Source organism: Flaviaestuariibacter amylovorans (assembly GCF_039541815.1).
Lineage (GTDB): Bacteria > Bacteroidota > Bacteroidia > Chitinophagales > Chitinophagaceae > Flavisolibacter > Flavisolibacter amylovorans.
Genome location: NZ_BAABGY010000002.1, coordinates 100850 through 125707, shown reverse-complemented (window position 1 = coordinate 125707; position 24858 = coordinate 100850). Strand labels below are relative to the sequence as shown.

The 24858-nt window shown below is 60.4% G+C and carries 17 protein-coding genes; 4 read left to right on the top strand and 13 right to left on the bottom strand.

The annotated features are described in order from the left end of the window. The first annotated feature begins 66 nt into the window (after positions 1 to 66). Positions 67 to 1131 (top strand): mechanosensitive ion channel family protein, encoded by a 1065-nt coding sequence (locus tag ABD937_RS02890; protein WP_345253219.1) that lies wholly within the window; start codon positions 67 to 69, stop codon positions 1129 to 1131. A gap of 196 nt (positions 1132 to 1327) precedes the next feature. On the opposite strand, the gene ABD937_RS02885 is transcribed toward ABD937_RS02890, so the two are convergent. The 4 genes from ABD937_RS02885 to ABD937_RS02870 all read right to left on the bottom strand — a co-directional run bounded on the left by ABD937_RS02885 (position 1328) and on the right by ABD937_RS02870 (position 6011). After that, entirely contained in the window at positions 1328 to 3133 is a 1806-nt protein-coding gene (locus ABD937_RS02885) for a hypothetical protein (protein ID WP_345253218.1), read from the bottom strand. Between the two features lie 105 nt (positions 3134 to 3238). After that, positions 3239 to 3751, bottom strand: a complete 513-nt coding sequence (locus ABD937_RS02880) for a thioredoxin domain-containing protein (protein WP_345253217.1) — start codon at positions 3749 to 3751, stop codon at positions 3239 to 3241. Between the two features lie 209 nt (positions 3752 to 3960). Beyond that, a complete protein-coding gene (locus ABD937_RS02875) occupies positions 3961 to 4689 on the bottom strand; it encodes a MerR family transcriptional regulator (protein ID WP_345253216.1) in 729 nt (242 codons plus the stop codon). Between the two features lie 350 nt (positions 4690 to 5039). Further along, positions 5040 to 6011: a peptidoglycan DD-metalloendopeptidase family protein gene (locus ABD937_RS02870; RefSeq protein WP_345253215.1), complete on the bottom strand. Its 972-nt coding sequence runs from the start codon at positions 6009 to 6011 to the stop codon at positions 5040 to 5042. A gap of 198 nt (positions 6012 to 6209) precedes the next feature. Between ABD937_RS02870 and alaS the strand changes: the two genes are divergently transcribed. The 3 genes from alaS (at position 6210) to ABD937_RS02855 (ending at position 12055) form a co-directional block, all read left to right on the top strand. Next, the gene (gene alaS, locus ABD937_RS02865; protein WP_345253214.1) at positions 6210 to 8825 is read left to right on the top strand and encodes an alanine--tRNA ligase; all 2616 of its coding nucleotides are present in this window, start codon (positions 6210 to 6212) and stop codon (positions 8823 to 8825) included. A gap of 299 nt (positions 8826 to 9124) precedes the next feature. Continuing rightward, positions 9125 to 10105, top strand: coding sequence for a PDZ domain-containing protein (locus tag ABD937_RS02860; protein ID WP_345253212.1), 981 nt, complete (start codon positions 9125 to 9127; stop codon positions 10103 to 10105). A gap of 768 nt (positions 10106 to 10873) precedes the next feature. Then, positions 10874 to 12055 carry a redoxin domain-containing protein gene (locus ABD937_RS02855; protein ID WP_345253210.1) on the top strand — a complete coding sequence of 394 codons (1182 nt, stop codon included), beginning with the start codon at positions 10874 to 10876 and terminating at the stop codon, positions 12053 to 12055. A 72-nt stretch (positions 12056 to 12127) separates the two neighbouring features. Here ABD937_RS02855 and ABD937_RS02850 read toward each other — a convergent pair whose 3' ends face one another. From ABD937_RS02850 to ABD937_RS02810, 9 genes are all read right to left on the bottom strand, one after another. Next, the gene (locus ABD937_RS02850; protein ID WP_345253209.1) at positions 12128 to 12742 is read right to left on the bottom strand and encodes a DUF4843 domain-containing protein; all 615 of its coding nucleotides are present in this window, start codon (positions 12740 to 12742) and stop codon (positions 12128 to 12130) included. A 9-nt stretch (positions 12743 to 12751) separates the two neighbouring features. Continuing rightward, positions 12752 to 14287: a RagB/SusD family nutrient uptake outer membrane protein gene (locus tag ABD937_RS02845; RefSeq protein WP_345253208.1), complete on the bottom strand. Its 1536-nt coding sequence runs from the start codon at positions 14285 to 14287 to the stop codon at positions 12752 to 12754. Positions 14288 to 14305: 18 nt separating this feature from the next. After that, positions 14306 to 17395 (bottom strand): SusC/RagA family TonB-linked outer membrane protein, encoded by a 3090-nt coding sequence (locus ABD937_RS02840; protein WP_345253205.1) that lies wholly within the window; start codon positions 17393 to 17395, stop codon positions 14306 to 14308. 355 nt (positions 17396 to 17750) lie between these two features. Further along, entirely contained in the window at positions 17751 to 20096 is a 2346-nt protein-coding gene (locus ABD937_RS02835) for an efflux RND transporter permease subunit (RefSeq protein WP_345253203.1), read from the bottom strand. Between the two features lie 122 nt (positions 20097 to 20218). Continuing rightward, positions 20219 to 20611, bottom strand: coding sequence for a hypothetical protein (locus ABD937_RS02830; RefSeq protein WP_345253201.1), 393 nt, complete (start codon positions 20609 to 20611; stop codon positions 20219 to 20221). A gap of 57 nt (positions 20612 to 20668) precedes the next feature. After that, entirely contained in the window at positions 20669 to 21658 is a 990-nt protein-coding gene (locus ABD937_RS02825) for an AAA family ATPase (RefSeq protein WP_345253200.1), read from the bottom strand. A 50-nt stretch (positions 21659 to 21708) separates the two neighbouring features. After that, positions 21709 to 22896, bottom strand: a complete 1188-nt coding sequence (locus ABD937_RS02820) for a hypothetical protein (protein WP_345253198.1) — start codon at positions 22894 to 22896, stop codon at positions 21709 to 21711. Positions 22897 to 22922: 26 nt separating this feature from the next. Next, on the bottom strand, positions 22923 to 23816 hold the full coding sequence (locus tag ABD937_RS02815; protein WP_345253197.1) for a TolB-like translocation protein: 894 nt from the start codon (positions 23814 to 23816) through the stop codon (positions 22923 to 22925). 152 nt (positions 23817 to 23968) lie between these two features. Continuing rightward, positions 23969 to 24775 carry an alpha/beta hydrolase gene (locus tag ABD937_RS02810; RefSeq protein WP_345253196.1) on the bottom strand — a complete coding sequence of 269 codons (807 nt, stop codon included), beginning with the start codon at positions 24773 to 24775 and terminating at the stop codon, positions 23969 to 23971. Between the last annotated feature and the right edge of the window lie 83 nt (positions 24776 to 24858).

Here is a 24858-nt window from a genome sequence, read left to right as displayed (position 1 = left end):
CCTAATAAAAAGTCTTTCCGCGTATTCCGCGTTTTCCGCGTGCCCCTCCCCGTATATCTTTGCCGCATGCCCGATTTTCTCGATCACGTTATTGGCAACAACACGGTGGGCGCTTACGGCACGGCGCTGCTCATCATCGCGTTCGTGTTCTTCCTCCGCCGCCCGCTCTCGCGCTGGACGGCCTCGCTGATGTATTCGTTCTTTCACCGCATCTGGAAGAACTTCGACAAAAAGACCTTCGTCGACCTGGTGATCCACCCGCTCGGCATCTTTCTCGTCATCACCGTATCGATCATCACCCTTTACCGGCTGCACTTCCCGGCCGATGTCAACATCACCCTGTATAAATACAGCCTGCAGAAGATCCTGCTGGCGGTGGGCATCATGCTCCAGCTCGGGGCCTTCACCTGGCTCATCCTGCGGATCATCGACTTTATCGCCATCCTGCTGCAGCAGCACGGCGACGGGCAGCCGGCCCCTTCCGAGTACCAGCTCATCGTGTTCTTCCGCGACTTCCTGAAGGTGCTCGTGGGCATCGTGGGCCTGCTGCTCATCCTGCGCTTCGCCTTCTCCTACAACATCACCACGCTGCTCACCGGCCTCTCCATCGTTGGCGCCGCCGTAGCCCTCGCCCTCCGCGAAAGCCTCGAGAACCTCATCGCCTCCTTCGTCATCTTCTTCGACAAGCCCTTCACCATCGGCGACTTCGTGAAGGTGCAGAGCGTGTCGGGCAATATCGAGCGCATCGGCCTCCGGAGTACGCGTATCCGCACTACCGACAAGAGCTATGTAACGGTGCCCAACAAGCAGATGGTGGATTCGATCCTCGACAACGTATCGCGCCGCTCGCAGATCCGCGGCACCCTCGACCTGCACCTGCACGTGCAGTCGACGCCGGCACAGCTGGAGGCATTGCTGACGGCCACAAAGGGTTTCCTCACCGACACGAAAGACATTCATACCCACAGCATCGCACTCAGCGACATCCGCACCAATGCCTACCTGATCGCCATCGAGTACTTCACCGCGCCTATCGAGTGGCCCCGCTTCATGAGCATCAAGCAGGAGCTCAACTTCTTTGTGCTCCGCAAGATGGAGGAGCTGGACCTGAAACCGGCGGGAGAGAAATAAGGTTCAGAAGGTTTAGGAGGTTTAGAAGGGTTCAGAAAGGTTGCTGCGCCGGCGAAGTAATGGCTGGCTGGCTGCGGGGGTACGCACAAAAGGCCGCGCTGGCAGCGAAGCGCCTCCCTGTCTTGCCCTGCAATTGATCGGGCGACATGCCTCCAGCCGGGCGGTGGAGGTGGGGTGACCGGGTTTCAGGCAAGCCTCACTTCTTAATAAACCGGATCTGTGCCACCCTTTCGGCACCCATCACCGCTGCAAGCTGATAGATCCCCGCGGGCAGCCAACCAAGGTGCAACGCTTCTGTATAAGTGCCCGCCGGGAGTGCCTGCCGGAAACGGAGAACCGTGCGCCCGCTGGCATCGGTCAGCGTCCAATACATCGTACCCGCCTTCCGGCTTTGCACGTGTAGCCAGGCTTCTTCGGATACGGGGTTCGGCGACAGCCTCACCGAAACGGGTGATTCGGGGTGTACCAGGGAGGTTACGACCGGGGGCGAGAACTCGTCGGCACCGATATCGGGGGTGGAAGGATGCCGCGCGGTGCCGTCGTAATCGGTGCCGATATCCGGCACGGGTATCCCCCTATTACCGATAGCTGCATTGGCTGCCGGCTGCAGGTGCAGGTCGGTGTTTGAAACAAATACGGGCAGAGCCTGTAGTGAATGCTGGTCCTGGTTCGCCGCTGCAGTCCATCCGGCAAGCGTGGTGGAAACGTTTGCGCTGCCGCCACTCCCCTGAAGAACGCCCAGCACGTTGCCGGCGTTGCCGCTGCTGTACAGGATGTTGTAATCTGAATGAATGGGAAGCAGGCCGCCCGCCGCGGCAGGCAGCACCAAGGCACTCTGGTACAGCCCTGCATTGAGTGGCGCCACACGTGTATTCACGAAAATGTTGTTCCGGACCGTGTCGTGGGAAGTGGCATTAAGTGACCTGTAGAAGGCAACCGAACTTGTGGGCACCGTAGCCGTTCCCCGGATCAACACGGTGTTGTAATTGATCTTGATACCGGTAGTAAACATCGAGTACTGTTGGATGCCGGCGACTGAAGGCGCCGTTTCGCTTTCCAGCACGATCATGTTGTTCGTCACCCTGATCAGATCAACGCCCACGAGCTGGATACCGGCGAGAGTGGTAGCGGGGCCCGGGACCGCCGGCGCCTTCAGGTCGTGAATGTAGTTGCGGGAGATGGTAACGTTGTACGCAAGGTTATCGATATGAATGGCGGCTATCTCGTTCGAAACGGCCGGTGGCGTCCCCTCCATAAAGAACTCATTCCCTTCCAACACCGTGTTGAGGGAGGCACCCGTCGGCGAGAAGTTGCCCTCATAGTAACCATATTGGGAAAAATTGTAGATCTGGTTGTTCAGGTAGCGGTTACCGGTATTGACTGCGGTCTGATCTCCGGCGCTGGAGATGCACGTATACGGGTATGCTCCTGCATTGCCGATCCGGCAGTGCTCGATCGTATTGAAATTGTTGCCGTTGCCGGTATTGGTATAGCCCATGTACACCACTCCAACACTGCCCCTCAGCGTACAGTAACGCACCAGGTTCTGCGAGGCGCCGTTGGTGAATTCGATCACATAGCTATCTCCGAATTGGCGTGTATTCATGAACGTGCAACCGGGCTCTTCCGTAGTGGGATTCCGCCCGTCGATGGTCACGTTTTTGGCGCCGTCGAGCCGGATCATCGGACCGGTCAGGTCGGAGGTCACGGTGATGTTGCCACCCGTAGCGGGTTGTACCTGAACGGAGCTGTACTGCGCCGGCCCGCTTCCGCTGGCGCCTAGGCGGGCCATGACCGTTTCCGTATAACTAGAGGTGATGGTCACGGTGATGACGCCCCGGTGAGTGCCGGCATTGATCGCATCAAAGGCCGCGGAAAGCTTCGGGTAAGACGTAGGCCCTCCTGCTCCCGCCGTTGCAGAAACCGACACCTGCGTACGGGCAGGGATCACCCCAAGCAGGCATAGACAAAGAGCGAGCAGCCGAACCGAGACACCACTCATAAACAGGTATTTAGAAATGAAGGAATCCCACCGCTCTTTGAAGATACAGCGCTTCGGGCATAAAAAAAGAGCGCCTCGGCGCTCTCGGTTTTGTCGGGACGGTATCTATTTCTTTGCTGCTTTACCTACGATCTGGCCGATCTCCATCTCGGGCATGCCCATGGAGCCGTACTCCACGATACGGCCTACTTCCTGGCCGTTCTTCAGCACGATGAAGGTGGGCACGAGCGTGACGTTGAACGCGGCGGCAAGGTTGTGCACGGTTTGCTTGCGGCGGTCGACGCCGAGCAGGGTGATGCGCTCCTGCGAAAGGCCGGCGGCTTCGAGGGTGCCGTAGACCTTCGGGAGGATGTGCTTCGTATCGCCGCACCAGGTGCCGCCGAAGGCGAGGATGTGGATCGAGTCTTTTTGAGCGCGCAGCGCCGTTACGGCGTCGGCATTCGGGGTGAATCCCTTCAGGTTCTCGCCCCACCAGGCAAAGGCAGTGTCGGTAACCAGGTCTTTCTTGGTCATGAATCCCTTGAGGATCTTGACGCCGGAAGAGTCGCGGGAAGCTTCGGCCTGGGCAGCCGCACCAAGGGAGGCAAAGAGAAAGAGTGCGAAAAAGAGTCGTTTCATGTGGCTAAAATACGTTGGTGGCCGAAAATAAGAGGGCGACAGGCTTCGAACGGTTGCATCCTTGTTAAAGGTTCAGGGAGGTTCAGAAGAGTTGGGGTGTCTATCACTGGATAAGCTTGGCTTATTCCGATACACGGGTCCAGAACAACCTTCTGAACCTTTCTGAACCTATATTACCCCATTAGCACATCACCCCATTAGCACATTCCTCACAGGTGTGCCTTCAGCTCGAGGAGGAAGCCCCGGAGGCGCTGCAGCGACTGGATGAGCACGAGCCGCTCGTCGGCGCCCTTGTTGCGGCGGAGGAAGTCGCGGGCCCCGTCGATGGTGAGCTTGCGGCGGCGCAGCAGGTCGTAGATGAGCTGCACGGTCTTCACGTCCTTGGGGGTAAAGAAGCGGTCGCCCTTGCGGTTCTTGCGGAGCGTAAGCCCGAACTCGGCCTCCCAGAAGCGCAGCAGCGACGCGTTGACGCCGAACATGGCCGCGACTTCGGTGATTCCGTAATAGGCTTTGCTGTGCAGGGTTTCGTCGTCGGGAAGCTTCACGAGCGCCGCTTCTTCGGCCATGGCCTTTTGTGACTTGCGGCCCCGCTTGCTCTTGGGCTTTTCGGGCGCGCCGGCGAGGGCAGCCCCCGACAGGTAGGCCCGCGAAGGCTCGGGGCCCGGGTCGGGCACCGGCTCGGAGAAGTAAACGGCCATCGGCATCTCTATCGGCTCAAAATCGGGCTCTTCGGCAGGCGGCGGCGCGGGCGGGAGCGGCTCGGGGTCGAGCTGGGGCACGCGGGGCTCCGGAGCCTTGGGTGCTTCGGGAGGGGGCGGCGGCACCACCGGGCTCGACGCAGGCGGCGGCTCCGCGCCGGGCGCGGGCTGCGGGGGCGTCGGGGGGATGGGCTCCGAGCTGAAAAAGTCGAATGCGAACTGTGATTGCTCTCTGGACATGCGTGGGCGGCAAAGCTAGCAATTTGGGGTCAAGGAGTTAAGCCCCGGGATGTGGAGTTTTTCTTAAAGTATGAAGCGTCCTCATTGTATGCCGCCGCGAGCGGCGCATTTTTTCAGAAAGCACAAGCTTCCGGTTATCACCCGGCGCATGCGCCTAGCTATGATCAAAGCAGCACGCGGGTTTCACGCAAAGGCGCGGAGACGCAGAGCGCGCAAAGAATGCGGGGCTACGCAGACACACATCCCTGCGTCTTGGCGCCTTGGCGTCTTGGCGTGAAACCCGCGTTGTTCTCTAAGAAATGACAGCCGCTTGCGGCGGGTGACGTATGAATCAGGATGCAGTAAGCCGCTTAGTCGAAGCTCTGGTTATTCGCCTGCGCGCGCTTCAGCAGGGCGTTGAACTGCTGCGGCGAGAGGTCGTTGTAGAAGAAGTAGACGGGATCCACCTTGCGGCCGTTCTTGCGCACCTCGTAATGGCAGTGGGGGCCCGTGCTCTTGCCGGTAGAGCCCACGTAACCGATGATGGCACCCCGCTTCACCGAGGCTCCGCGCCGCACCTTCACCCGCACCATGTGGCCATAGAGCGTTTCGTAGCCGTAGCCGTGGCTGATCACGACGTGGTTGCCGTAGCCGTCGCCCTCGTTGCCGGCCGTGGTGACGCGCCCGTCGGCGGTGGCGTAGATAGGCGTTCCCTGCGGCGCCGTGAAGTCGAGGCCGGCGTGCATCTTGGGCGTTTTATAGATCGGGTCGATGCGGGTGCCGAAGCCGGAGGCAATGCGCGAGAGGTCCTGGTTGGAAACGGGCTGGATGGCCGGCGTGGCGGCAAGCAGCTTTTCCTTGCTTTTTACCAGGGTAAGGATCTCGTCGTACGACTTGCGTTGGACCCCGATGCGCGCGTTGAGGTGGCGGAGGTCGTTCTCGATGGCGCGGATGAGCTGGGCATTGTCCATCTTGCCTACCCGTGCGATCTCCTGCTGTTGCTCAAGCGCCGCGAAGCGCGCCGAGTCGGGGATCGGCGACGCCTCGAAGATGGAGCGGTACACCCCGTTGTCGCGCTTCTCGAGCTCGCTCATCTGCTGGCGGAGCGCCTCTACCTGCTTGTCCATATCCTGGAAGCGCTCGCGCAGGCGCGCATTCTCGGCCTGCAGCAGCTTCTCGCCCGGCGAGCCCAGGAAGCGGAACGCCGCCCAGGAGATGAGCGCCGCCGTCACCAGCGAGGCCGCCACGAAGGAGAAGACACGCAGCAGCTTCACCCGCAGGGGGGTGATGAGCTTCTCGTAGCGAAGCGTGTGGGTGTTATAGAAGTATTTGATCTTCTTCATGGGATCGGGAATGGGCAATCGGCAATCGGCAACATTTCCGACCCCGGTTAAGGAACGGAGCACAGGATGAGGTTCTCTCATTCCCGATTGCCGATTCCCGATTGCCCCTCTTACCTTTGCCGTCCTCCCGGCAGTATCGCCGGGAGCCAACAAATTTACCGGCTAAAACCGCAAAACCTCAACAATCTTGTCCCGCTCATGATGACCAGTGCCCAGATACGCCAGGCCTTCCTCGACTTTTTCGCCGCCAAAGGCCACCAGATCGTGCCCTCCGCGCCCGTAGTGGTCAAGAACGACCCTACCCTGATGTTCATCAACTCGGGCATGGCACCCTTCAAGGATTACTTCCTCGGCAACAAGACCGCTCCCAACCCCCGCGTGGCCGATACGCAGAAGTGCCTCCGCGTGAGCGGCAAGCACAACGACCTCGAGGAAGTGGGCGTCGACACCTACCACCACACCCTCTTCGAGATGCTGGGCAACTGGAGCTTCGGCAACTACTTCAAGAAAGAGGCGATCGAATGGAGCTGGGAACTCCTCACCAAGGTGCTCGGCATCCCCGAAGACCGCATGTACGTTACCGTGTTCGAGGGCGACGCAGCCGAGGGCCTGCCGGTAGACGAGGAAGCGGCCGCCGAGTGGAAAAAGTGGATCGCCCCCGACCGCATCCTGCTGGGCAAGAAAAAAGACAACTTCTGGGAGATGGGCGACACGGGTCCCTGCGGCCCCTGCACCGAGATCCACGTGGATACCCGCCCCGACAGCGAGCGCACCGCCATCGACGGCAAAACCCTCGTCAACAACGACCACCCGCAGGTGATCGAGATCTGGAACAACGTATTCATCCAGTTCAACCGCACCAAGGACGGCTCGCTGCAGCCCCTCCCCGCCGCACACGTAGATACCGGCATGGGCTTCGAGCGCCTTGTACGCGTGCTCCAGGGCAAGCAGAGCAACTACGACACCGATGTGTTCACCGGCACCATTGCCGCCATCGAGCGCATCACCGGTAAAACCTATGAAGGCTCCGATGCCGGCAAGCCCGACATCGCCTTCCGCGTGCTGGCCGACCATATCCGCGCGGTATCCTTCACCATCGCCGACGGGCAGCTGCCGAGCAACACGGGCGCCGGCTACGTCATCCGCCGCATCCTGCGCCGCGCCGTACGGTATTATTATTCCTACCTCGATTACAAGCAGCCCCTCCTCCACCAGCTCGTGCCGGTGCTGGCCGGGCAGTTCGCTACCGTGTTCCCCGAGCTGCTGCAGCAGGAGTCGTTCGTGGCCCGCGTTATCCGCGAGGAAGAGGAAGCCTTCCTCCGCACGCTCGACAAAGGCCTCAAGCGCATCGACGACCTACTGGCCAAGGGCTCCATCTCCGGTGCCGAAGCCTTTGAACTGAACGATACCTATGGTTTTCCCTTTGACCTCACGCAGCTCATTGCCTCGGAACGCGGGCTCACGGTGAACGAAGCCGACTTCAAGGCGGAGATGCAAAAGCAGAAGGACCGCTCCCGCGCCGCCACGGCCACCGATGCCGGCGATTGGGTCACGGTGAGCGAAAGCAACCAGAACTCCCTGTTTGTAGGCTATGATTCGCTCGAAACGAAGGCCACCATCCTCCGCTACCGACAGGTAACGGCCAAGGGCAAGGAAAGCTTCCAGGTGGTGCTCGACCGCACGCCGTTCTATGCGGAAAGCGGCGGCCAGGTAGGCGATACGGGGCTCCTCGTCATGGGCGACCAGCGCATCCGCATCCTCGATACCAAGAAGGAGAACGACCTCATCATCCACTTTGCCGAAAGCCTGCCCGAAGCCATCGGCGGCGAATGGACAGCCAAGGTAGACGGCACGCGCCGCGGCAAGACCCAGGTGCACCACAGCGCCACCCACCTCCTGCACGCCGCGCTGCGCCAGGTGCTGGGCACGCACGTGGCCCAGAAGGGCTCGCTCGTAAATGCCGAGTACCTCCGCTTCGACTTCTCGCACTTCGCCCGGATGACGGCCGAGGAGATCGCCCGCGTGGAGCATATCGTCAACGAAAAGATCCGGGAAAACATCCCGGTGGTGATCCGCCAGATGCCCAAGGAAGAAGCGCTGCAGCTCGGTGCGATGGCCCTCTTCGGCGAGAAGTACGGCGACACGGTGCGCGTGGTAACGATGGACCCGAACTATTCGGTGGAGCTGTGCGGCGGTACGCATGTAGGATCGACCGGCGAGCTCGGCTTCTTCAAGATCTCGTCAGAAAGCGCGGTGGCGGCCGGTGTGCGCCGCCTCGAGGCCCTCTGCGGTGCTGCGGCCGAAATGTACCTCAACGAGCAGCTGCAGCAGCTGCAGGCCGTGAAGGAAGCGCTCAAAAGCCCGAAAGACCTCGTCAAGGCCATCACGTCGCTTCAGGACGAGAACAGCAGCCTGCAGAAGCAGTTGGAGAAATACCAGCTGGCACAGCTCAATGGCCTGCGCGAGGGACTGCTCGCGAAGCAGGAAGCCGTGAACGGCGCAGCCTTTATCGGCGCGCAGGTGTCGGTAGGCAATGCGGATGCCCTGAAGAAGCTGGCCTTCGACATCAAGGGGAGCCTTCCGAACGCAGCCGTGGCCCTCGTAGCCAATATCGACGGCAAGGCCTCGGTAGCCATCGCCTTCGACGATGCGCTCGTGGCCGGGAAAGGTCTTGACGCCGGCGCCCTCATCAAGCAGGTGGTGGCCCCCCTCATCAAGGGCGGCGGTGGCGGACAGAAAGGCCTTGCCACCGCGGGCGGACAGGAAACCGGCAGCCTGCAGGCCGTGATCGACGCCGTGCGCGCGAAATTATAAACCAGTTCCACCCGAACGATACCCGTAGAGACGCACCCTGTGCGTCTCTTTTCTTATGGGTTATGGGTGCTGCGCCTATACTCCATGTGCGTTTCTTTTGTTATATGAAGAAAACCGCCCGAAACGACCCGCCATTCAGCCAATATATCGGCCATTTATCCGCACCCAAGGCGGGTTGGGCCCGAAAAGACGGGAAAAATACATTTTAACAATGCGAAAAGTTTCGTATTTAAATCCGCGTTCCTATATTTGATCTACGAAAGACAACGTAGCCAAACAAAAACAAACAATCGAAACTTATGAAACAATACATTTTCAAAGGACTTGTGGTGATGAGCGCGCTTGCAGCGCTGCCCGCCGCTGCCCAAACCGGCCAGGGTGGCCAGGGCACCGACAACAAAGAGAAGCAGGTGATCGTGATCACCCGCGACAACAACCTCGACGAGAAGACCACCATCGAGATCAAGGGCAACAAGGTGACCATCAACGGCAAGGACGCCGACAAAAGCGATGACGTGAATGTGAACGTGCACACCACGAAGCCCGGCTCGCACATGAGCATCAACGGTATCGGTGGCCGCAACACGTGGGTGTTCTCCGACGACGACGGCTCCTCCCTCTTCTCTGAAGACGAGAACCGCGCCATGCTCGGCGTCATCACCGAGATCGGCACGAAAGGCGCCCAGGTGACCTCGGTCACCAAGGAGAGCGCTGCTGAGAAGGCCGGCATCAAGAAGGGCGACGTGATCACGAAGATCGGCACCGAAAAGATCGACTCCGACGGCGACGTGGCCCGCGCCATCCGCTCGCGCAAGCCGGGCGAGAAAGTAGCCATCAGCCTGCTGCGCGACGGCAAGGAGCAGACCGTCAATGCCGAGCTCGGCAAATGGAAGGGAATGAACATGGGCACCTTCGTGGCGCCGCGCATCAACATGAACGACTTCCGCGTAATGGCGCCGTCCGCACCGCATACCCCCTACACCTATTACGGCCACGGCGGCCGCCCGCGCCTCGGCATCTCCATCCAGGACACCGAAGACGGCAAAGGCGTGAAAGTGACCGACGTGGACGACGACTCGCATGCCGACAAGGCCGGCTTGAAAAAGGACGACGTGATCACGAAGGTGGAAGAGGATGAAGTGAACAGCACCGACGACCTGCGCCGCCATACGAGCCGCATCCGCGAAGGCAGCACGTATAACTTCAAGGTGCAGCGCGGCGGCAAGGAGCAGACCATCACGGTACGCATCCCCAAGAAGCTGAAGACGGCCGACCTCTAAACAACCGCTGACTTTTTCTTGCCATAAAGCGGCCGCCTGCCTCCCGGTACGCGGCCGCTTTCATAAACGGATGATCCTATTCGCATAAGCCTGGACACAGGCCACGCCCCGGCGCTCCCGCCGGGGTTCTTTTTTGGCTTGTTGTGCAAGGCTCGCTTCAACGAATTACCGCCGCAAGCGGCTGTCAGGCATTGCAGGGTAGCGCGGGTTTCGCGCAAAGGCCCCAGGACGCAGAGAATGATCTTTTACTCGGAGCGCACGTCATTGCGAGCGCAGCGAAGCAATCTCCCGCGTTACGCGGAATGATTATAAACCCGGGGATGTGCGGGCTGTCCGAAAGATTCGGATAGGACTGTATTGCTATGAAATGTAGCGGACTCCTTCGTCCCGGCCTCACGCGTAATTGTGGGGATTGCTTCGTCGGTCCCTTGCCTGCGGCAGGGACGTTCCTCGCAATGACGAAGACCCTGCGCAGCGCAAGATGCTCCACGTATTCCGCACCTTTGCGCCGTTGCGTAGCCTGCCCGCCAAAGGCGGGAAAACCTGCGCACTGCTTTCAGAAAAGCGAGCCGCTTGCGGCGCCCGGATCAAGGCTACAACCAACGGCATGCGGTCTCCAGCCAAAAGAAACGTTCCGTTGCGCCGCCTCCCGCCGTGCCGCAGCGTGAATTGCATTCGTGAGTGCAGCGAACCGCCCTCCTTTTAACAACGCCGCAGCCGGCATTCGGCTATTTTTGTCCCGCTGCCCTACCCCGGCAGTTCCTCTACATGACCCGCATCAACTCCGCAGCGGCCCTGCCTGCCGCCTTCCTGCTCCTTGCCGCCTGCCAGCAAAAAGAAGACAACACATTCGAAGTATCCGGCACGTTCCCCGACGCCGCCGGCAAGAAAGTGTACCTCGAAGAGGTCCGCTTCGACCGGTCTAACCCGCTGATCGTGGATTCGGCTACTGCCGACAAGAAAGGCTCCTTCCGCCTCACCGGCAGCCGCGTGGAGGAGAACCTGTACCTCGTGCAGCTCGCCGGCGCAAACGGACCGCTGGCCACGCTCATCAACGACGGCGATGACATCACCGTAAAGGCCGATCCGGCGAAAAAGGAAGTGCCTTACACCGTGGGCGGCTCCCCCGCCAGCAGCGCCCTTGCCCAGTACATGGGTGAGAACAACAGCCAGCTCTCCACCATCTTTGCGTATGCCCGGCAGCAGGACAGCCTCCGCCAGCAGGGCGTTTCCGACTCGCTCACCGGCTCGGTGCGCACGCAACGCAGCGCCGCCGCCGATGCCCTGCGCCGCTACAACCTCGACTTCGTCAACAAGAGCAACAGCCCTACCCTCACCATCTTCGCGCTCGGCACCTACCAGGGCTATGCCTCCAACCCGGCCTTCGGCCTGCAGCCTCTCGACCGCGCGCAGTTGCTGGAGATCCTGAAAAATGCCACGACCCGCTTCCCGCAGCACAAGGGCCTTGCCCAGGTACAGCAGTCCGTAAGCGGCGCGCCTGCACCCCAGCCCGCTGCTCCCGCCGCATCGGCACTGCTCAACAAGCCCGCTCCCGAGCTCACGATGCCGGATGCCAATGGCACCCCTGTGTCGCTCTCCTCCTTCAAGGGCAAATGGGTGCTGGTGGATTTCTGGGCCTCCTGGTGCCCGCCCTGCCGTGCTGAGAATCCCAACGTAGTGCAGGCGTACAATCAATTCAAGAACAAGAACTTCACGGTGCTCGGCGTCTCCCTCGACCAGAAAAAAGAGGCCTGGCTGAAGGCCGTGCAGGCCGATGGCCTTGCCTGGACGCAGATCTCCGACCTCCAGTACTGGAACAGCGCCGCCGTCGGCATCTTCGGGTTCAGCAGCATCCCGTACAACGTGCTCATCAACCCCGAGGGCGTCATCGTTGCAGAAGACCTCCGGGGCGATGCGCTTCCCGCCAAGCTGGCCGAAGTGCTGAAGTAAAGGTGCCCAACCTGATAAAAAAGAAGCCCCGACGAGATCGTCGGGGCTTTTTCTTGCGATAGCAATTAAGGCTTATTGCTGTGAGATACGAATGCCGATGTAGGAATAGTTCCGGTTCGGCCGAGCCTCGGTGGCGCCGGTGATGCGGAGCGCCAGCTCGCGGGCAACGGTCGACGCCATACCCGTGTTCAGGATCGGGATGTCGAGGTAGCCGAAGGAGCTGTCGGCCGGGATCGTCACCGTGGTGGGCAGCGGTCCGTAGTGCGTGCCTTCCACCGCCTCGGCGTTCGGGTTGAGGTTGGTGGCGAGGCCGATCAGCGTATAGCCGCTCTGGGGCACCTTGGCAATGTTTACCGTGGTGGCCGTTCTGCGCGTGGCACCTACGAGATTGATCCGCAGGCGGACGTTACCCGAGGTACGCGTAATGGCCGGGTCGGCAGCTGCAGCAGCACGACCGATAGGCGGCTGGCGCACCAGGAAGGGGAAGGCGATGCTATCGAGCTTGTTCGCGTCGGGGATACGACCCAGGATCGTATCCTTGGACGGTGTATAAGCGTTGTTGGTGTTCATGACCGCGGCGTCGAATTCGACCAGCGTATCGGTGAAGAGGGTTTCTTCTTCCTTGATACAGCTGAATAGTCCGAGCGCGAGAACGAGCGAGGAAATTCCGAGATAAAGTCGTTTCATAGCTATTGTTTAGTAACCAGCGTTTTGTGTAAGATTGGGGTTGTTCTGAAGTTCCGCAAGCGGAAGCGGGGCCAGAATCCGGATGTCGGCGAAGGGCACATCGCCACCGTTGAAGAGCGGAGCCTTCAGAATGTCGCGGCCGAGGCGCTTGAGGTCCCAGAAACGGTGACCTTCGAAGGCGAGCTCGATGCGGCGCTGGCGGAGGATCTCCTCGTAGAGGGCCGTACCGGTAAGGGCAACCGGGGTAAGGCCACGGGCCTGCAGGATGCGGTTGAGGTCGGCGAGCGCGAGTGCCTGGTCGAATACGGAGGAACCCGGCGTAGCAAGGGCCTCGGCGCGGTTCAGGTACACCTCCGCGATGCGGATCACGGGGGCGTGGTCGAGGTTCACGTTACCGTTCTTGCCGATGTACTTGGTGCCTTCGACATACACCTTACCGCGGCCGGCAGCACCCGGCTCATAGAGCAGGTTGCGGAAGTCGGCAGAGCGTGTGGCAATGGTGGCGGCCACGTTGCGGTAGTTGGTGACCGTGTTACCACCCGTAAGGGAAATGCCCAGGTCGTTGAGCAGCGTCAGGGACGGCACTACGTCGCCCCAGCCTACCGTGGTAGCGGTAGCGCCCGGCGAGCCCAAGGTGGTGAAGGTGGTCTGCAGCGACTCGTTCACGCCGATGTTCTCGTTGTTGTTGACAAAGGCTACCTGGAAGAGGGTCTCCGGATGCGTGGCCGCACGCCAGCCGCTCACGTAGGCATTGCCGGAAGTGAGGCGGCTACCCGAAAGGTTGATCGAAGAGTCGGCCCAGCGGCGGGTTTCGGAGTAGTTCCTGCGATACAGGTTGGCACGCGAGAGCAGTGCAGCGGCAGCCTGCTTGCTGGCATAGTTCGGGAAGGTGAACGGGGCGAGGCCGTTGTTGCCGAGGCGGGCATAGGCCGCTTCGAAATCACTCACGATCTGTGCATACACCGAATCGATCGACGCACGGGCCGGGCGCAGAGAAAGCGCCTGTTCAATGGTCTTGGTACCGGTGCGCAGGATCGGGATACCTCCGCGGCTCTGGCCCGGCACTTCGGCGCCGGGGAAGTAGGCATAAACCTGTGCGAGGATCAGGTGGTTGATGGCCCGGAGAAAGTAGGCCTGACCTTCCACGTTGGCACGGTCGGCAGCCGACAGCGGCGAGGAGGGCATTGCCTCCAGGAGGAGGTTGGCCTCGTTGATGTTGCGGTAGCCGAACGCCCAGGTGTCGCCGGTGAAGTGTGCGCGCAGCTGGTTGTTGGATTCGCCGAAAAGGCGGCCGGAGCGGTTGTTGACATAACCATTGTCCGACAATACTTCGGGAATGGCGATGAGGTCGCGGCCATAGAGGCGAGCTGACTTCATCCTCGAGTAGATACCATTGACGGCGGCATTGATGCCATCGCGGGTGGTGAGGGCAAGGTCGGAATTGATCTGTTCGGTAGGCGTTACATCGAGTGCCTTCTTGCAACTCGTGAACGCGCCTGCCGCCATCAGCGACAGCAGGCTCAGGGGAAGGAAATATTTCTTCATGCTCTGGAAGTCTTTTGTTTAGAAGCCTAATTGAATACCCACGGTTACGTTGCGGCTCTGCGGGATCTGGCCGGTACCTGCACCCAGAAACTCGGGGTCGTAGCTCGGGGAGGCCGTCCAGGTAGCCAGGTTGGTACCCTGAACGTACACCTTAGCACCAGTGGAGCGGATGCGGCGCATAATGCTGTTCGGGATGTCGTACGAAAGCATCACGTTCTTCAGACGGATGTAGTCGCCTTTTACCCACAGACGGCTGCCACCCAGGCCACCGGACGCCTTCGGCTCGGCGGTGAGGTTCATACGCGGCACGTCGGTAACATCGCCAGGCTTTGTCCAGCGCTCCTCATAAATCGACTGGAGGAAGCTGATACGGCCGGAAGACTCGGAGAGGAACGATACCTGGCCGTCGTTGACGAGGCGACCAAACTCGTACTGGAAGAACACATCGAGGGTGAAGCCCTTGAACGAGAAGGTGTTGTTGAGACCGCCGGTGTACTTGGGCAGCTCGGAGCCGATCACGCGGTTGTCGCGCGGGGTCTGGATCTGGTAGGTGATGTTGCCCAGCGAGTCGTACCACATGGGGCGGCCGGTAGCGGGGTTCACACCTGCGTAAGGCGCCGTCCATACCGAATACAGCTCCTCGCCTACAATATGCGTGGCGTTGCCGGATACCGGGTTGGAACCAACGGTGATGTTCTTGACATCTCCGTAAAGCTGCAGCAGCTTCGACTTGTTGTACGCCATCGTGAACGTGCTGCTCCAGTTGAAGCCGCCGGGGCGCTTCGACTTCAGCGGGTTCGCCGTCAGCGTCACTTCCACGCCCTTGTTCTCTACTTCGCCGACGTTGCTGACCACCGAGGTGAAGCCGGTAGTGAGCGACACGCCTTGCGACAGGAGCAGGTCGGTAGTGCGCTTGTTGTACACTTCCACGCTACCGCTGATGCGGTTGTTCAGGAAGCCGTAGTCGAGACCGAGGTTGAGCGTGCGGTTCGACTCCCAGGTAAGCCTGGGGTTGGCGAGGTTGGCGTACTGGATACCGCCGCGGCCGCCGTAAGAAATGCTTCGGCCGCTGTACAGGCCGAGGGCGTCGAAGTTACCGATCTGGTTGTTACCGCTGCTACCCAGCGAGGCGCGGAGACGGAAGGTGGAAATGAAGTTGAGCGGGGCGAAGAACTTCTCACGATCGATGTTCCAGCCGAGCTTGATACCGGGGAAGAAGCCGTAAGGCTTTTCCGAGCCAAAGCGGGAAGCTCCGTCGTAGCGGGCTACGAGACCGAGGATGTACTTGCCGGCATAGGTGATGTTGGCATTACCGAACACACTCTGCTGGCGGTACTGCGAGGTCGACTGGTCGATCGACACCGGGTTGGCCGCAGTACCGAGGGTGGTAAACTGGGGACCGGGGAAGTTATCGGCCGAGGCATACAGGTAGTTGAAGTTCTCCCGGCGGTATTCATAACCAAGCACACCATCCACGCGGAAATCATCGTTGAAATTGTGCTGTGCGGAAAGCAGCTGCGTTGTCAGGAAGTTGATGTTGTTATTGGCCGTCGTTTGTCCGAGGCCACCACGGGCGAAGGCGTCGGGCGTACGCGGATCCCACCAGCTGTCGCCGGTCACGTTGCGGTAGTCGAGCGCGTAATACGAGCGGAAGCTCAGCCAGTCGAACAGCTTGTATTCACCCTGGATATTACCGATGAGCTGATTGGTGCGCTGGCTGATCTTATTCAGATCGTTTACGGCAACAGCGTTCTGGCTCAGAACGCCGGACAGGTTGGAAGGCGTCTGGCCGGGCATGCCATAATAGGAGCCGTCAGAGTTGTAGATGGGGTTGAACGGAAGCACGCCCGGAGAGGAGAAGGCGATGTTGCCGAGCGAGGAACCGCCGCCACCACCGAAGGGACCTTTCTGGTCGAAGGTGGAGAGGTTGATGCCCGTGGAAATGGTGAGGCGGTCGGTGGCCTTGTTGCTCAGGTTGAAGTTGAGGCCCGCGCGACGGAAGTCAGCCTTTGTTACGATGGCCTCCTGTACGTTGTAGTTAGCGGAGAGGCGGAAGGTAGTGCGTTCGTTACCACCGCTCACACCGAGCTCTACGTTGCGGACGGCGCCGTTGCGGAAGGCTTCGCGCTGCCAGTCGTAGGTCGGGATCGTGGCCACGAGCGAGTCGATGCCTTTTTCCGTCAGGCCGTTCACGAGGGTGGCATTCTGGCGGTAGTCGTTGATCAGCACCGAGCGCTTGGCGGTGAGGCTGTTCGTGGGCAGGTTCTGCGAGTTTGCCGTTGCCTCAGTGCGGAGCTGGAAGTATTCCTGGCTGTTCACCACGTCGAGGTACTTCAGCGGGCTCGTCTGACCGTAGTAGGAGTTGAGGGTAAAGCGCGTTTTGCCGGCCTTGCCCTTTTTGGTGGTAATGATCACCACGCCGTTGGAGGCGGCGGCACCATAGATGGCAGCGGAGGCCGCGTCCTTCAGGATGTCGATCGACTCGATGTCGTTCGGGTTGATGAAGGCGAGCGGGTTCGACTGCGTAAAGGTGTTGGTGTTGTTGGTGTTGAGCTGCACACCATCTACTACGTAGAGTGGGTTGTTACCGGAGCCGATGGAGCCGACGCCGCGCACGCGCACCGTCACACCGCCACCGGGGATACCGCTGTTGCCCTGCACCACCACACCGGCGGCGCGGCCCTGCATGGCGCGGTCGATGGAGGATACGGGCAGGTTCTCGATCTCGGCGGCACGGATGGTGGAAATGGCACCGGCCTCATCGCGCTTGCGGCGGGCCTGGTAGCCTACTACCACCACTTCCTGCAGTCCTGTTTCGGCCGATCGCAGCGAAACCGTGTAGCTCGATTCGCTACCGATACGGATCTCCTGGGCGCCGTAGCCGACCGAGGAGATCACGAGCGTACGGGCATTGGCAGGAACTGAAATGGAAAAGCTACCGTCGGCACCGGTAGTGGTGCCCAGGTTGGTGCCTTTGATGCCGACGGTGGCATTGGGAACCCCCTGGCCGGCCTGGTCCGTCACCTTACCGGCAACGGTGCGGTTCTGAGCCTGGACGTGCATGCAAAGCAGGCTACCTCCAAGCAGGAGCATAGGAAATTTTCTCATGTGCATATGTGTGTTTAAAAGAAGACTAACGTTCGGATAAGCTCGTTTCTCTAGGCAGTTCGGTCGGTTGGTTTGCTGCGTCCCATGGAAAAAAATTTCGCGTCGGGAGAGCGGCCAAAAAAAGGGGGTGAGGCTTTGTTTGGCGGGTCACGAATCTAGCCACGGCTAACAACCATTGTTAAGATTGGTTTAATTTTTTTAAACAGCTAAGGGATTTAAATTAAGGGTCTAACACCAAATTACAGACAATTACTTAAGTAATTACAACTAAATACCCGCTCAGCCTTGCCGTTTATCCATAAATAAGGCCGTCCACGGACGGCCCTAATCAAATTGTAATGTCGAAGCGCTTTCCTCAGGATCGGCCTTCTTTATTAAACGGTTTTTTTTTCGTAAGGTCCAGCAGCAGGGCCGGCAGCAAGGTGAGGTTGGCCAGGGTTGCCGTTACCAGGGTGAGCGAGGTGAGCCAGCCCAGGGCCTTGGTGCCGCCGAAGCCCGAGCAGCAGAAGATCACGAACCCGGCGATCAGTACCAGCGAGGTATACAGGATCGAAAGCCCCGTGGAGTGGATCGTGTCGATGACGTTGGCCTCCACACTCGGCGCGCTGCGGATGTTTTGCTTGTAGTTGACGAGGAAGCGGATCGTGATGTCGATGGCGATGCCCAGCGTAACGGAGAAGATCAGCACGGTCGACGGCTTCAGCGGCACGCCGGCCCAGCCCATCACGCCCGCCGTCAGCAACAGCGGGATCACGTTGGGCAGCAGCGAGCAGAGCAGGATGCGGCCCGACCGGAACAGGTACAGCATGCAGAGCGCGATGAGCCCGAAGGCCCAGAGAATGCTTTCCTTCAGCCCGTCGATGATAAAGCGGCTGCCTTCCAGGAAGGTCACCGACGTGCCCGTCAGCGTTACGCGGTACTTCGCCGTATCGAAAAGCTGCGCCGCCCGTATTTGTACGGAGTCGAGGATGCGGGGCAGGCGCTGTGAGCCTACGTCCATCATGGCCGCCGAGATGCGCGCCTGCTGCTTCGCGGAGTCGATGAAGGAGGTGGCGAGGCGCTCGAGCGCCCCTTTGGCGGCCGCGTTACCCGTGTCCTTCTTCAGGTTCAGGTAGTCCATCATCCCCACGAAATCGAACTCGTTGGGCATTGCGTAGGAAGCGCTGTCGCCATCATAAAAAGCCTGGCGGGCAAACTTCAATCCTTCGGTCATGGCGAGCGGCTTCCCGATATAGGGCTTCGCCGCGAGGTACTGCAGCAGCGAGTCCACGCCCTGCAGGTTGCGCAGGTTGCGCATGCCGTTGCGCTTCTTCGTATCCACCACGATCTCGAGCGGCATCACGCCCCGGAACTGCGTCTCGAAGAATTTGAGGTCGGTGTAGATCTTGTCGGTGCGCGGGAGGTCGTCCACGATATACCCGACGCTCTGGAGCCGTGCCATGCCCACACCGGCGCCGATGAGCAGCATGAGGTTGACGCCGTAGATCGTCTTGCGGTGGTGCAGCGACCAGAGTTCAAGCCGGTCGAGCCAGCGTTGGAGCAGCCGGTTGTCGAGGTAGCGCATGTGGCGCTCCCGCGGCGGCTTCAGGAACGAGAGCACGCCCGGGATGAAGAAGAGCGAGATGAAGAACAGCAGCAGGATGTTGAGACCGGCCACGGCGCCGAATTCCTTCAGCAGGGCGCTGCGCGTGAGCGCGAACACCGCGAAGCCGATGGCCGCCGAGATGTTGCAGAACAGCGTCACTACGCCCATCTTGGCCACCATCTGCACGAGCGCTTTGTTTTTGTCGCCGTACTCGCGGAAGCTCGTGTGGTATTTGTTCAGGAAATAGATGCAGTTCGGGATCCCGATCACCACCACCAGCGGCGGGATGAGGGCCGTGAGCAGGGTGATCTTGTAGCCCATGAGGTGCAGGGTGCCGAAGCTCCAGATAACGCCGATGAGCACAACGGCCAGTGAGAGCACGGTGGCGGAGAGCGAGCGGAAGAACAGGAGCAGGATGAGCGCCGCGAGCCCGAAGGAGCCGAGCATGAACCAGCGCATCTCATTCTGGATGCGCGTGGCCACCTGCGTGCGGATCAGCGGGAGGCCGCTCAGGTACACCTCGGTGCCTTGGCGCTTCGAGAAGGCTTCGGCCAGCTCCGTGATGGCGCCGATCACGACCGTGCGCTCCTTCGAGGCCATCAGGGGCCCATTGATGTTGATGCCCATGAGCCAGGCATCGGTATCGGGATTGTAAAGAAGGTCACGATAGAAAGGCAGGCTCCGGAAGCGGGCGGCGGCGGAGTCCAGACCCGCCTGCGTGGCGGTGAGCGAGTCGGCAAACAGCGGCTGCGGCACGAGGCGCTCGAGGCTGTCGTGCTTTTGCAGGCCCACGGCGCCCGGCACCGAGAGCACGTTCTCTACGCCGTTCACTTTACGGATGGATTGCTGGAGGCCCCGGTAGTCGTCGAAAAAGGATTTTTTGAAGAAGTCTTTCGTCTGCACACCGAGCACCATCAGGTTGCCGTCTTCGCCGAACTTCTGGCGGAACGACTGGTAGGCGAGGTATTTATCGTTGTCGGTGGGGATAGCGCGGGTGAACTCGTAAGAAATTTTGACCTGCGCCGCCTGCCAGCCCATAAAGATCGTGCTGAGGGCCAGGAGGCCGAGGAGGAGGAAGCGGTAGCGCAGAACGGTTTTTCCCAGGGATTCCCACATGAACGGAGCGATTTGGCCGCAAAGAAAGGAAATGCGGCGGCGAAGCGGCTTTTTTTTAAGTCCTCATTGAAAACGCAGGTATTCTGACGGGGAATTAAACCTGAGGGCATTATTGAAAGAAGTTAACCGCAGATGCGGCCGCCGCGAACAAGACAGATCACATGACGCGCCTTGAAAAGACGGCTGCCCTTTTGCAGGATAATTTCTTCCGCCCAAAACTCGTGCATCCTAAGTAAATCCGCCAGCCAAGCCTCCGAGCTGGAAACCCGGTCTCCAGATACTTTCCAAGCCATGATATCATCACAGATATAAGAAACTTCGAAGCGCACGACTTTGTAGGACGGATCGTTGACAGCCAGCCTGAAGCCATTTTGCAAGCGCCTGGGATCAACTACCTTAAGCCCACCCGCTTCCACGATCCGCACACGCACGTGCTTAGGTGCGGCCGGCTGGCAGAAAGCCAACGTGCTTAGGGCAAGCGTGAATAAAAGCAGGAAGCTACGGGGCCATTTCATTGTAACGAGCAACGTTGACCAAGATACTGCTTTCAGAGCCCGTTAATGAAACCGTTTTTACCAGCGTGGGAGGGACAGCAACTCCTCCACCGCCACTATGGCACCCACGCGCCGTGCTTCCCAGGTACCCCGGAGCTCCGTGAAAGGCAGCTTCCGCTCGGCCAGCACGGCCCGGTGCGAAGCGTCGAGGCGGTTGCGGTGCCCTTCGTGGAGGCGGGTGCCGTCCTGCACAAAGGGCACGGCCGCGTCGAGGTAGAGGCGCAGGTCGGCGCGGCTTTCCGCTTCGATGGCGGCGGAAACCTCCAGCTCCCGGCCGAATACGAAGCGCGCATAGGAGCGGGTGATGTGCAGGTCGGTATCGATGAACAGGAGCGGGCGCGGCCCGCGCGCCGCTGCCGCCACCCGCTGCGCGTGGGCTTCGGCTACCCGGAGCAGGTCGGCATACACAAAGTCGTTGGAGTCGGCGATGAGGTCGCGGCCGGCCTCGGTTACGAGGGTACCGTTGAAATGCGCCGCCAGGTCCGCCGTGAGCGTCGACTTACCGGTGGATTCCGTGCCGAGAATCACCACCCGCAGGGCGAGGTCGGCGCGTACCGGGTCGGGCAGGTGTTGCCAGTGGGCCGCCAGGTCGGTGCGCAGTGCCGTGCCCGACACCGGCACCTGCGTGCGCCCGGGATCGAAGGCGCGGTAGGCGATGCCGAGTGCGCGGGCCACCATCGGTCCGTAGGGCTCGGAGGTAACTACGAGATCGTGCCCGGGTACCACGGTACGGAACACCTCGGCCCACTGTTGCGCCACGGCCTCGTCGGCAACGGAGCTGTTCACGAGATCGGCCTCGGAATATTCGTACACCTGCACCTGGAGCCGGGCCTCGCCGGCAAAGGTGGCGCGGATCCACCGGGCGCGTTGCGCTCCTGGAATCGCCTCGCGGTCGGAGGCGCACACGAGGGCGGTCACGGAATCGGCTTGTGTGAGCGCGAAGCGCAGCAGGGCGGCGTGGCCGTTGTGAAAGGGCAGGAACTTACCAAAAACGAGGGCGCGGGTCATGCGGGGAAGATAGGGTCAAAAGAAAAGACCGGTTCAGGTTCAAAAGGAGTTCACTTGATGGGCCAAGAGGTGGCAGCATTCGTATCCATGCCCGAGAAGTAAATCTTGTCATCGCGTTTCACAAAACGGAAATGATGGGTCTGCCTGGACATTCGGTCTTCGTAGGGAAGTAACGTATGGATGCGCAGGGTATAAAAAGGGCCTTCGCGCTGCCAGTCTTCATAGCGATAGCCGGCACCACTATGCTCCTCGGCACTGATCCATCTACGGGTTGCGGAACGACGCTCCTCTTCTTCAATGGCTGCCCAAAGCCCGAATGCGGAGAACCAGCGTTGCGCAGCAGGCAACAGGCTATCGACCGGCTCCGGGTTGTTCTCATAATAGAGGGCAGGCGGCCCCTCGCACACGGAACAGACGACCGAGTCCAGAGAAAGCGCACGCACCGCAGGGGCGTCGCCCCTGCGGAGGGCAGCGACCAACCGGTTCCAGGTGTCCACTAACTTCGCCGAGTCCGCCGGAGTGATCGGAGCCGGGCGCGGCCGCTCCACAAAGGCAAGGCTATCCGGTTCCATGTAGGCTGCTTCGGTTGCGCCTTCGGGTACTGCCGGCTCCAACATCTTCCAAGGCCTGAAAACCTCCTCCCGTACATAGGGCAAAAGATCAGGCAGGTAGTGGCCCATGCGCGCTACCGCCGAATCACCTCGCCATTCATAGTAAGGGCGCGCGAAGGCATCACTTCGGTGCATCTTCTTGTAGCAGGTCATATCGAAAGCTATCGTATCGGCGAACTCGATCGATACCGGGGCTACTGTTGGCTCCGATGGATCACCGACCCGCCGTAAACTCTTAAACGGTGCAGCCCATCGCCCATCGCGGGTAGCGAAAACGGGAAAATCGAGATCGTCGACCCAATAGAAGCGACCTTTTGACTTCTGCAGCACAAGCGCGACGTGACGAAAATTAAAGAAGTAGGGAATTCCGAACCGATTACGAACCCTGAATGTGACCGTGTCGCTGCGATAGCTGCCACACACGCGCTCCAGAACACGGTAGCGTGCAATATAGTGGAGATCGGTGCCGCTTCGGGAGGGCTGTGCTTCCCGGAACGAAATCCGTTCACCAACAAAGAAAAAGAGTGGATAAGCGTCTTTCTTTTCACCACAGGTATTTGCTCGCTGCGCCCACCCGGTTATAGAGGTGCAAAGCAGAGAGCATAGCATCAGCAAGCAGCGCATCATGAAAGTATTATTCTAAACATCTCGCTTTAATACCCGACCCCGATGATGCTGCATTTCCGCTCGCGGGAATCAAACAGGATCAGGTCATTGTTCTGCCACTTGTTTTCCGACCCCACTACGCCCACCAGTACCGACTCGTCGGCGGCAAAGGTCAGCTGGTATACTTCGCGCGGAAAGGCGCCGAGCGACTGTACGTTTCCGGGCTGAAAGTCCACGCCGTTGCTAGCACGCGTGAAGCGGATGAGGCGCAGGCTGTTGTACACCGGCTCCCCCTCTTCCGGCAACGGCAATTCGGCATTGATGATGAAGCTGCGTCCATCTTTACTGAACTGTCCCGGCGTCGCCACGAAGCCCGCCGGCACGGAGAGCCGCCCCCGGCGGCGGAAGGTTGTGCCTTCCCAGGAATAATGCTCCAATACATCGTCGGTAGTCCTGGCCGTGGTGTCGGAAACGACGGCAACCAGCTCGCGGCCATCAGGCGATATGGCGACAGTATGCGCTCTGGAGCTGATGCCGGGTACGGGCAGCGGTGCGGAGAAGGTGTCGGAAACAGAGGCGCGGGTGGCAAAAAAGATGCTTTGCTTTTTATACCCGACTCGGTCGGTGTAATAGATCGTCCGCTCGTCGGCCGTAAGCGTGGCGGCAAACTGCCCGTGTTTCGCACCCAGCCCTCCGACCGGCGCCGGCTTGCCGAAAGACGCGGCCACCGAGGGCCGCGTCATCAGGTAGATCGCGTCCGCGCTCCCATGCTCCGTAGCGAAATACAGCCGCAGGCCGTCGGCCGTAAGGAAGGGATATGATTCCGCTACCCGCTCGAGGTTGACGCCGGTAAGTGTCGATGAGTCGGGAATCATCGTAAAGGATTGCCCCCCGGAACACAGGGAAACGAGCAACAGGAGGGGAAGCAGGAGGCGGCGCATAGCGACGATTTTGGGTGATGGTCCTCGTAGAACTGTTCCTAAAGTTCGGGAAAACCGGTATAGGACGCGCCCGACAGCGTCGTGAACAGGAGCCTTACATCTTCCTGCAGGTCCCGGCAACATCTACGCAGCAAGCGCCGCGGAGCAGCTCCTTAGCGGCCAAGTACCTGCAAGCCTTCGTAGGCCGCCCGGTGCAGGATCGTCGCGTGGTTCTCTTTGGGAAAATATTCGAACCGGATCTGCTCCCCTTTCCGCGGGGCGGCCTTCAGCTTCGCAAGGAATCGATGCACGCCGCGCACCATTTCAGGCTCCTCCTTGCCCACGGCCAGGTACACGTTGCGCGGCGCACCGGAAGCCGGCCGGGGGCGCGCCAGCAGCGATCCGCGGTCCCACCAGAACGAGGGGCTTACAATAAGGTAGTCGGTAAACAGCGCGGGCCGCGTCAGCAGGACCTCCGCCGCCAGCAGGCCTCCGAGCGACTGGCCCAGCAACGCGCGGCGCGTGCCTGTACGGAAGCGGGCCGCGATATAGGGTTGCAGCTCATCGCCCAGGAACCGGATAAAGGCCGACGAGCCGCCCGTGCTGGGATAATCGTGCTTGTCTTTCACAACGGTGGTGGGGTAGGTGAAGTCGCGCCGCCGGTCTACGTTGGCGATGCCTACCACGATCGTAGGCGGCATCAACTTCAGCCAGGGGAAGGAAAGATAATGGGTGAGCCCCGTGATGTGGAGGAAGTCCTCGTCGGCTGACCCGTCGAGCAGGTACAGCACGGCATAGCGCGTCGTATCCCCTGCCCCGTAGCCTTCCGGCAGGTAAATATTGAGCACCCGCTCCTCCCCCAGTGCCGCCGACCGAAGGCGATGCACTTCGCCCAGCACATAGGGCCGAACCCGGGTGCTGTCTTGCGCGGAAAGGCGCAGGCCGGGCCAAAGGAGAAGCAGCAACAGGAGGAAGCGCATGGAAAATGGATTGATGGCCCAAGTTAAGGACAGGCAGCGCGTCTGCCGGAGATATTCCTCTTTGAACGGAATCCCGTATTTCT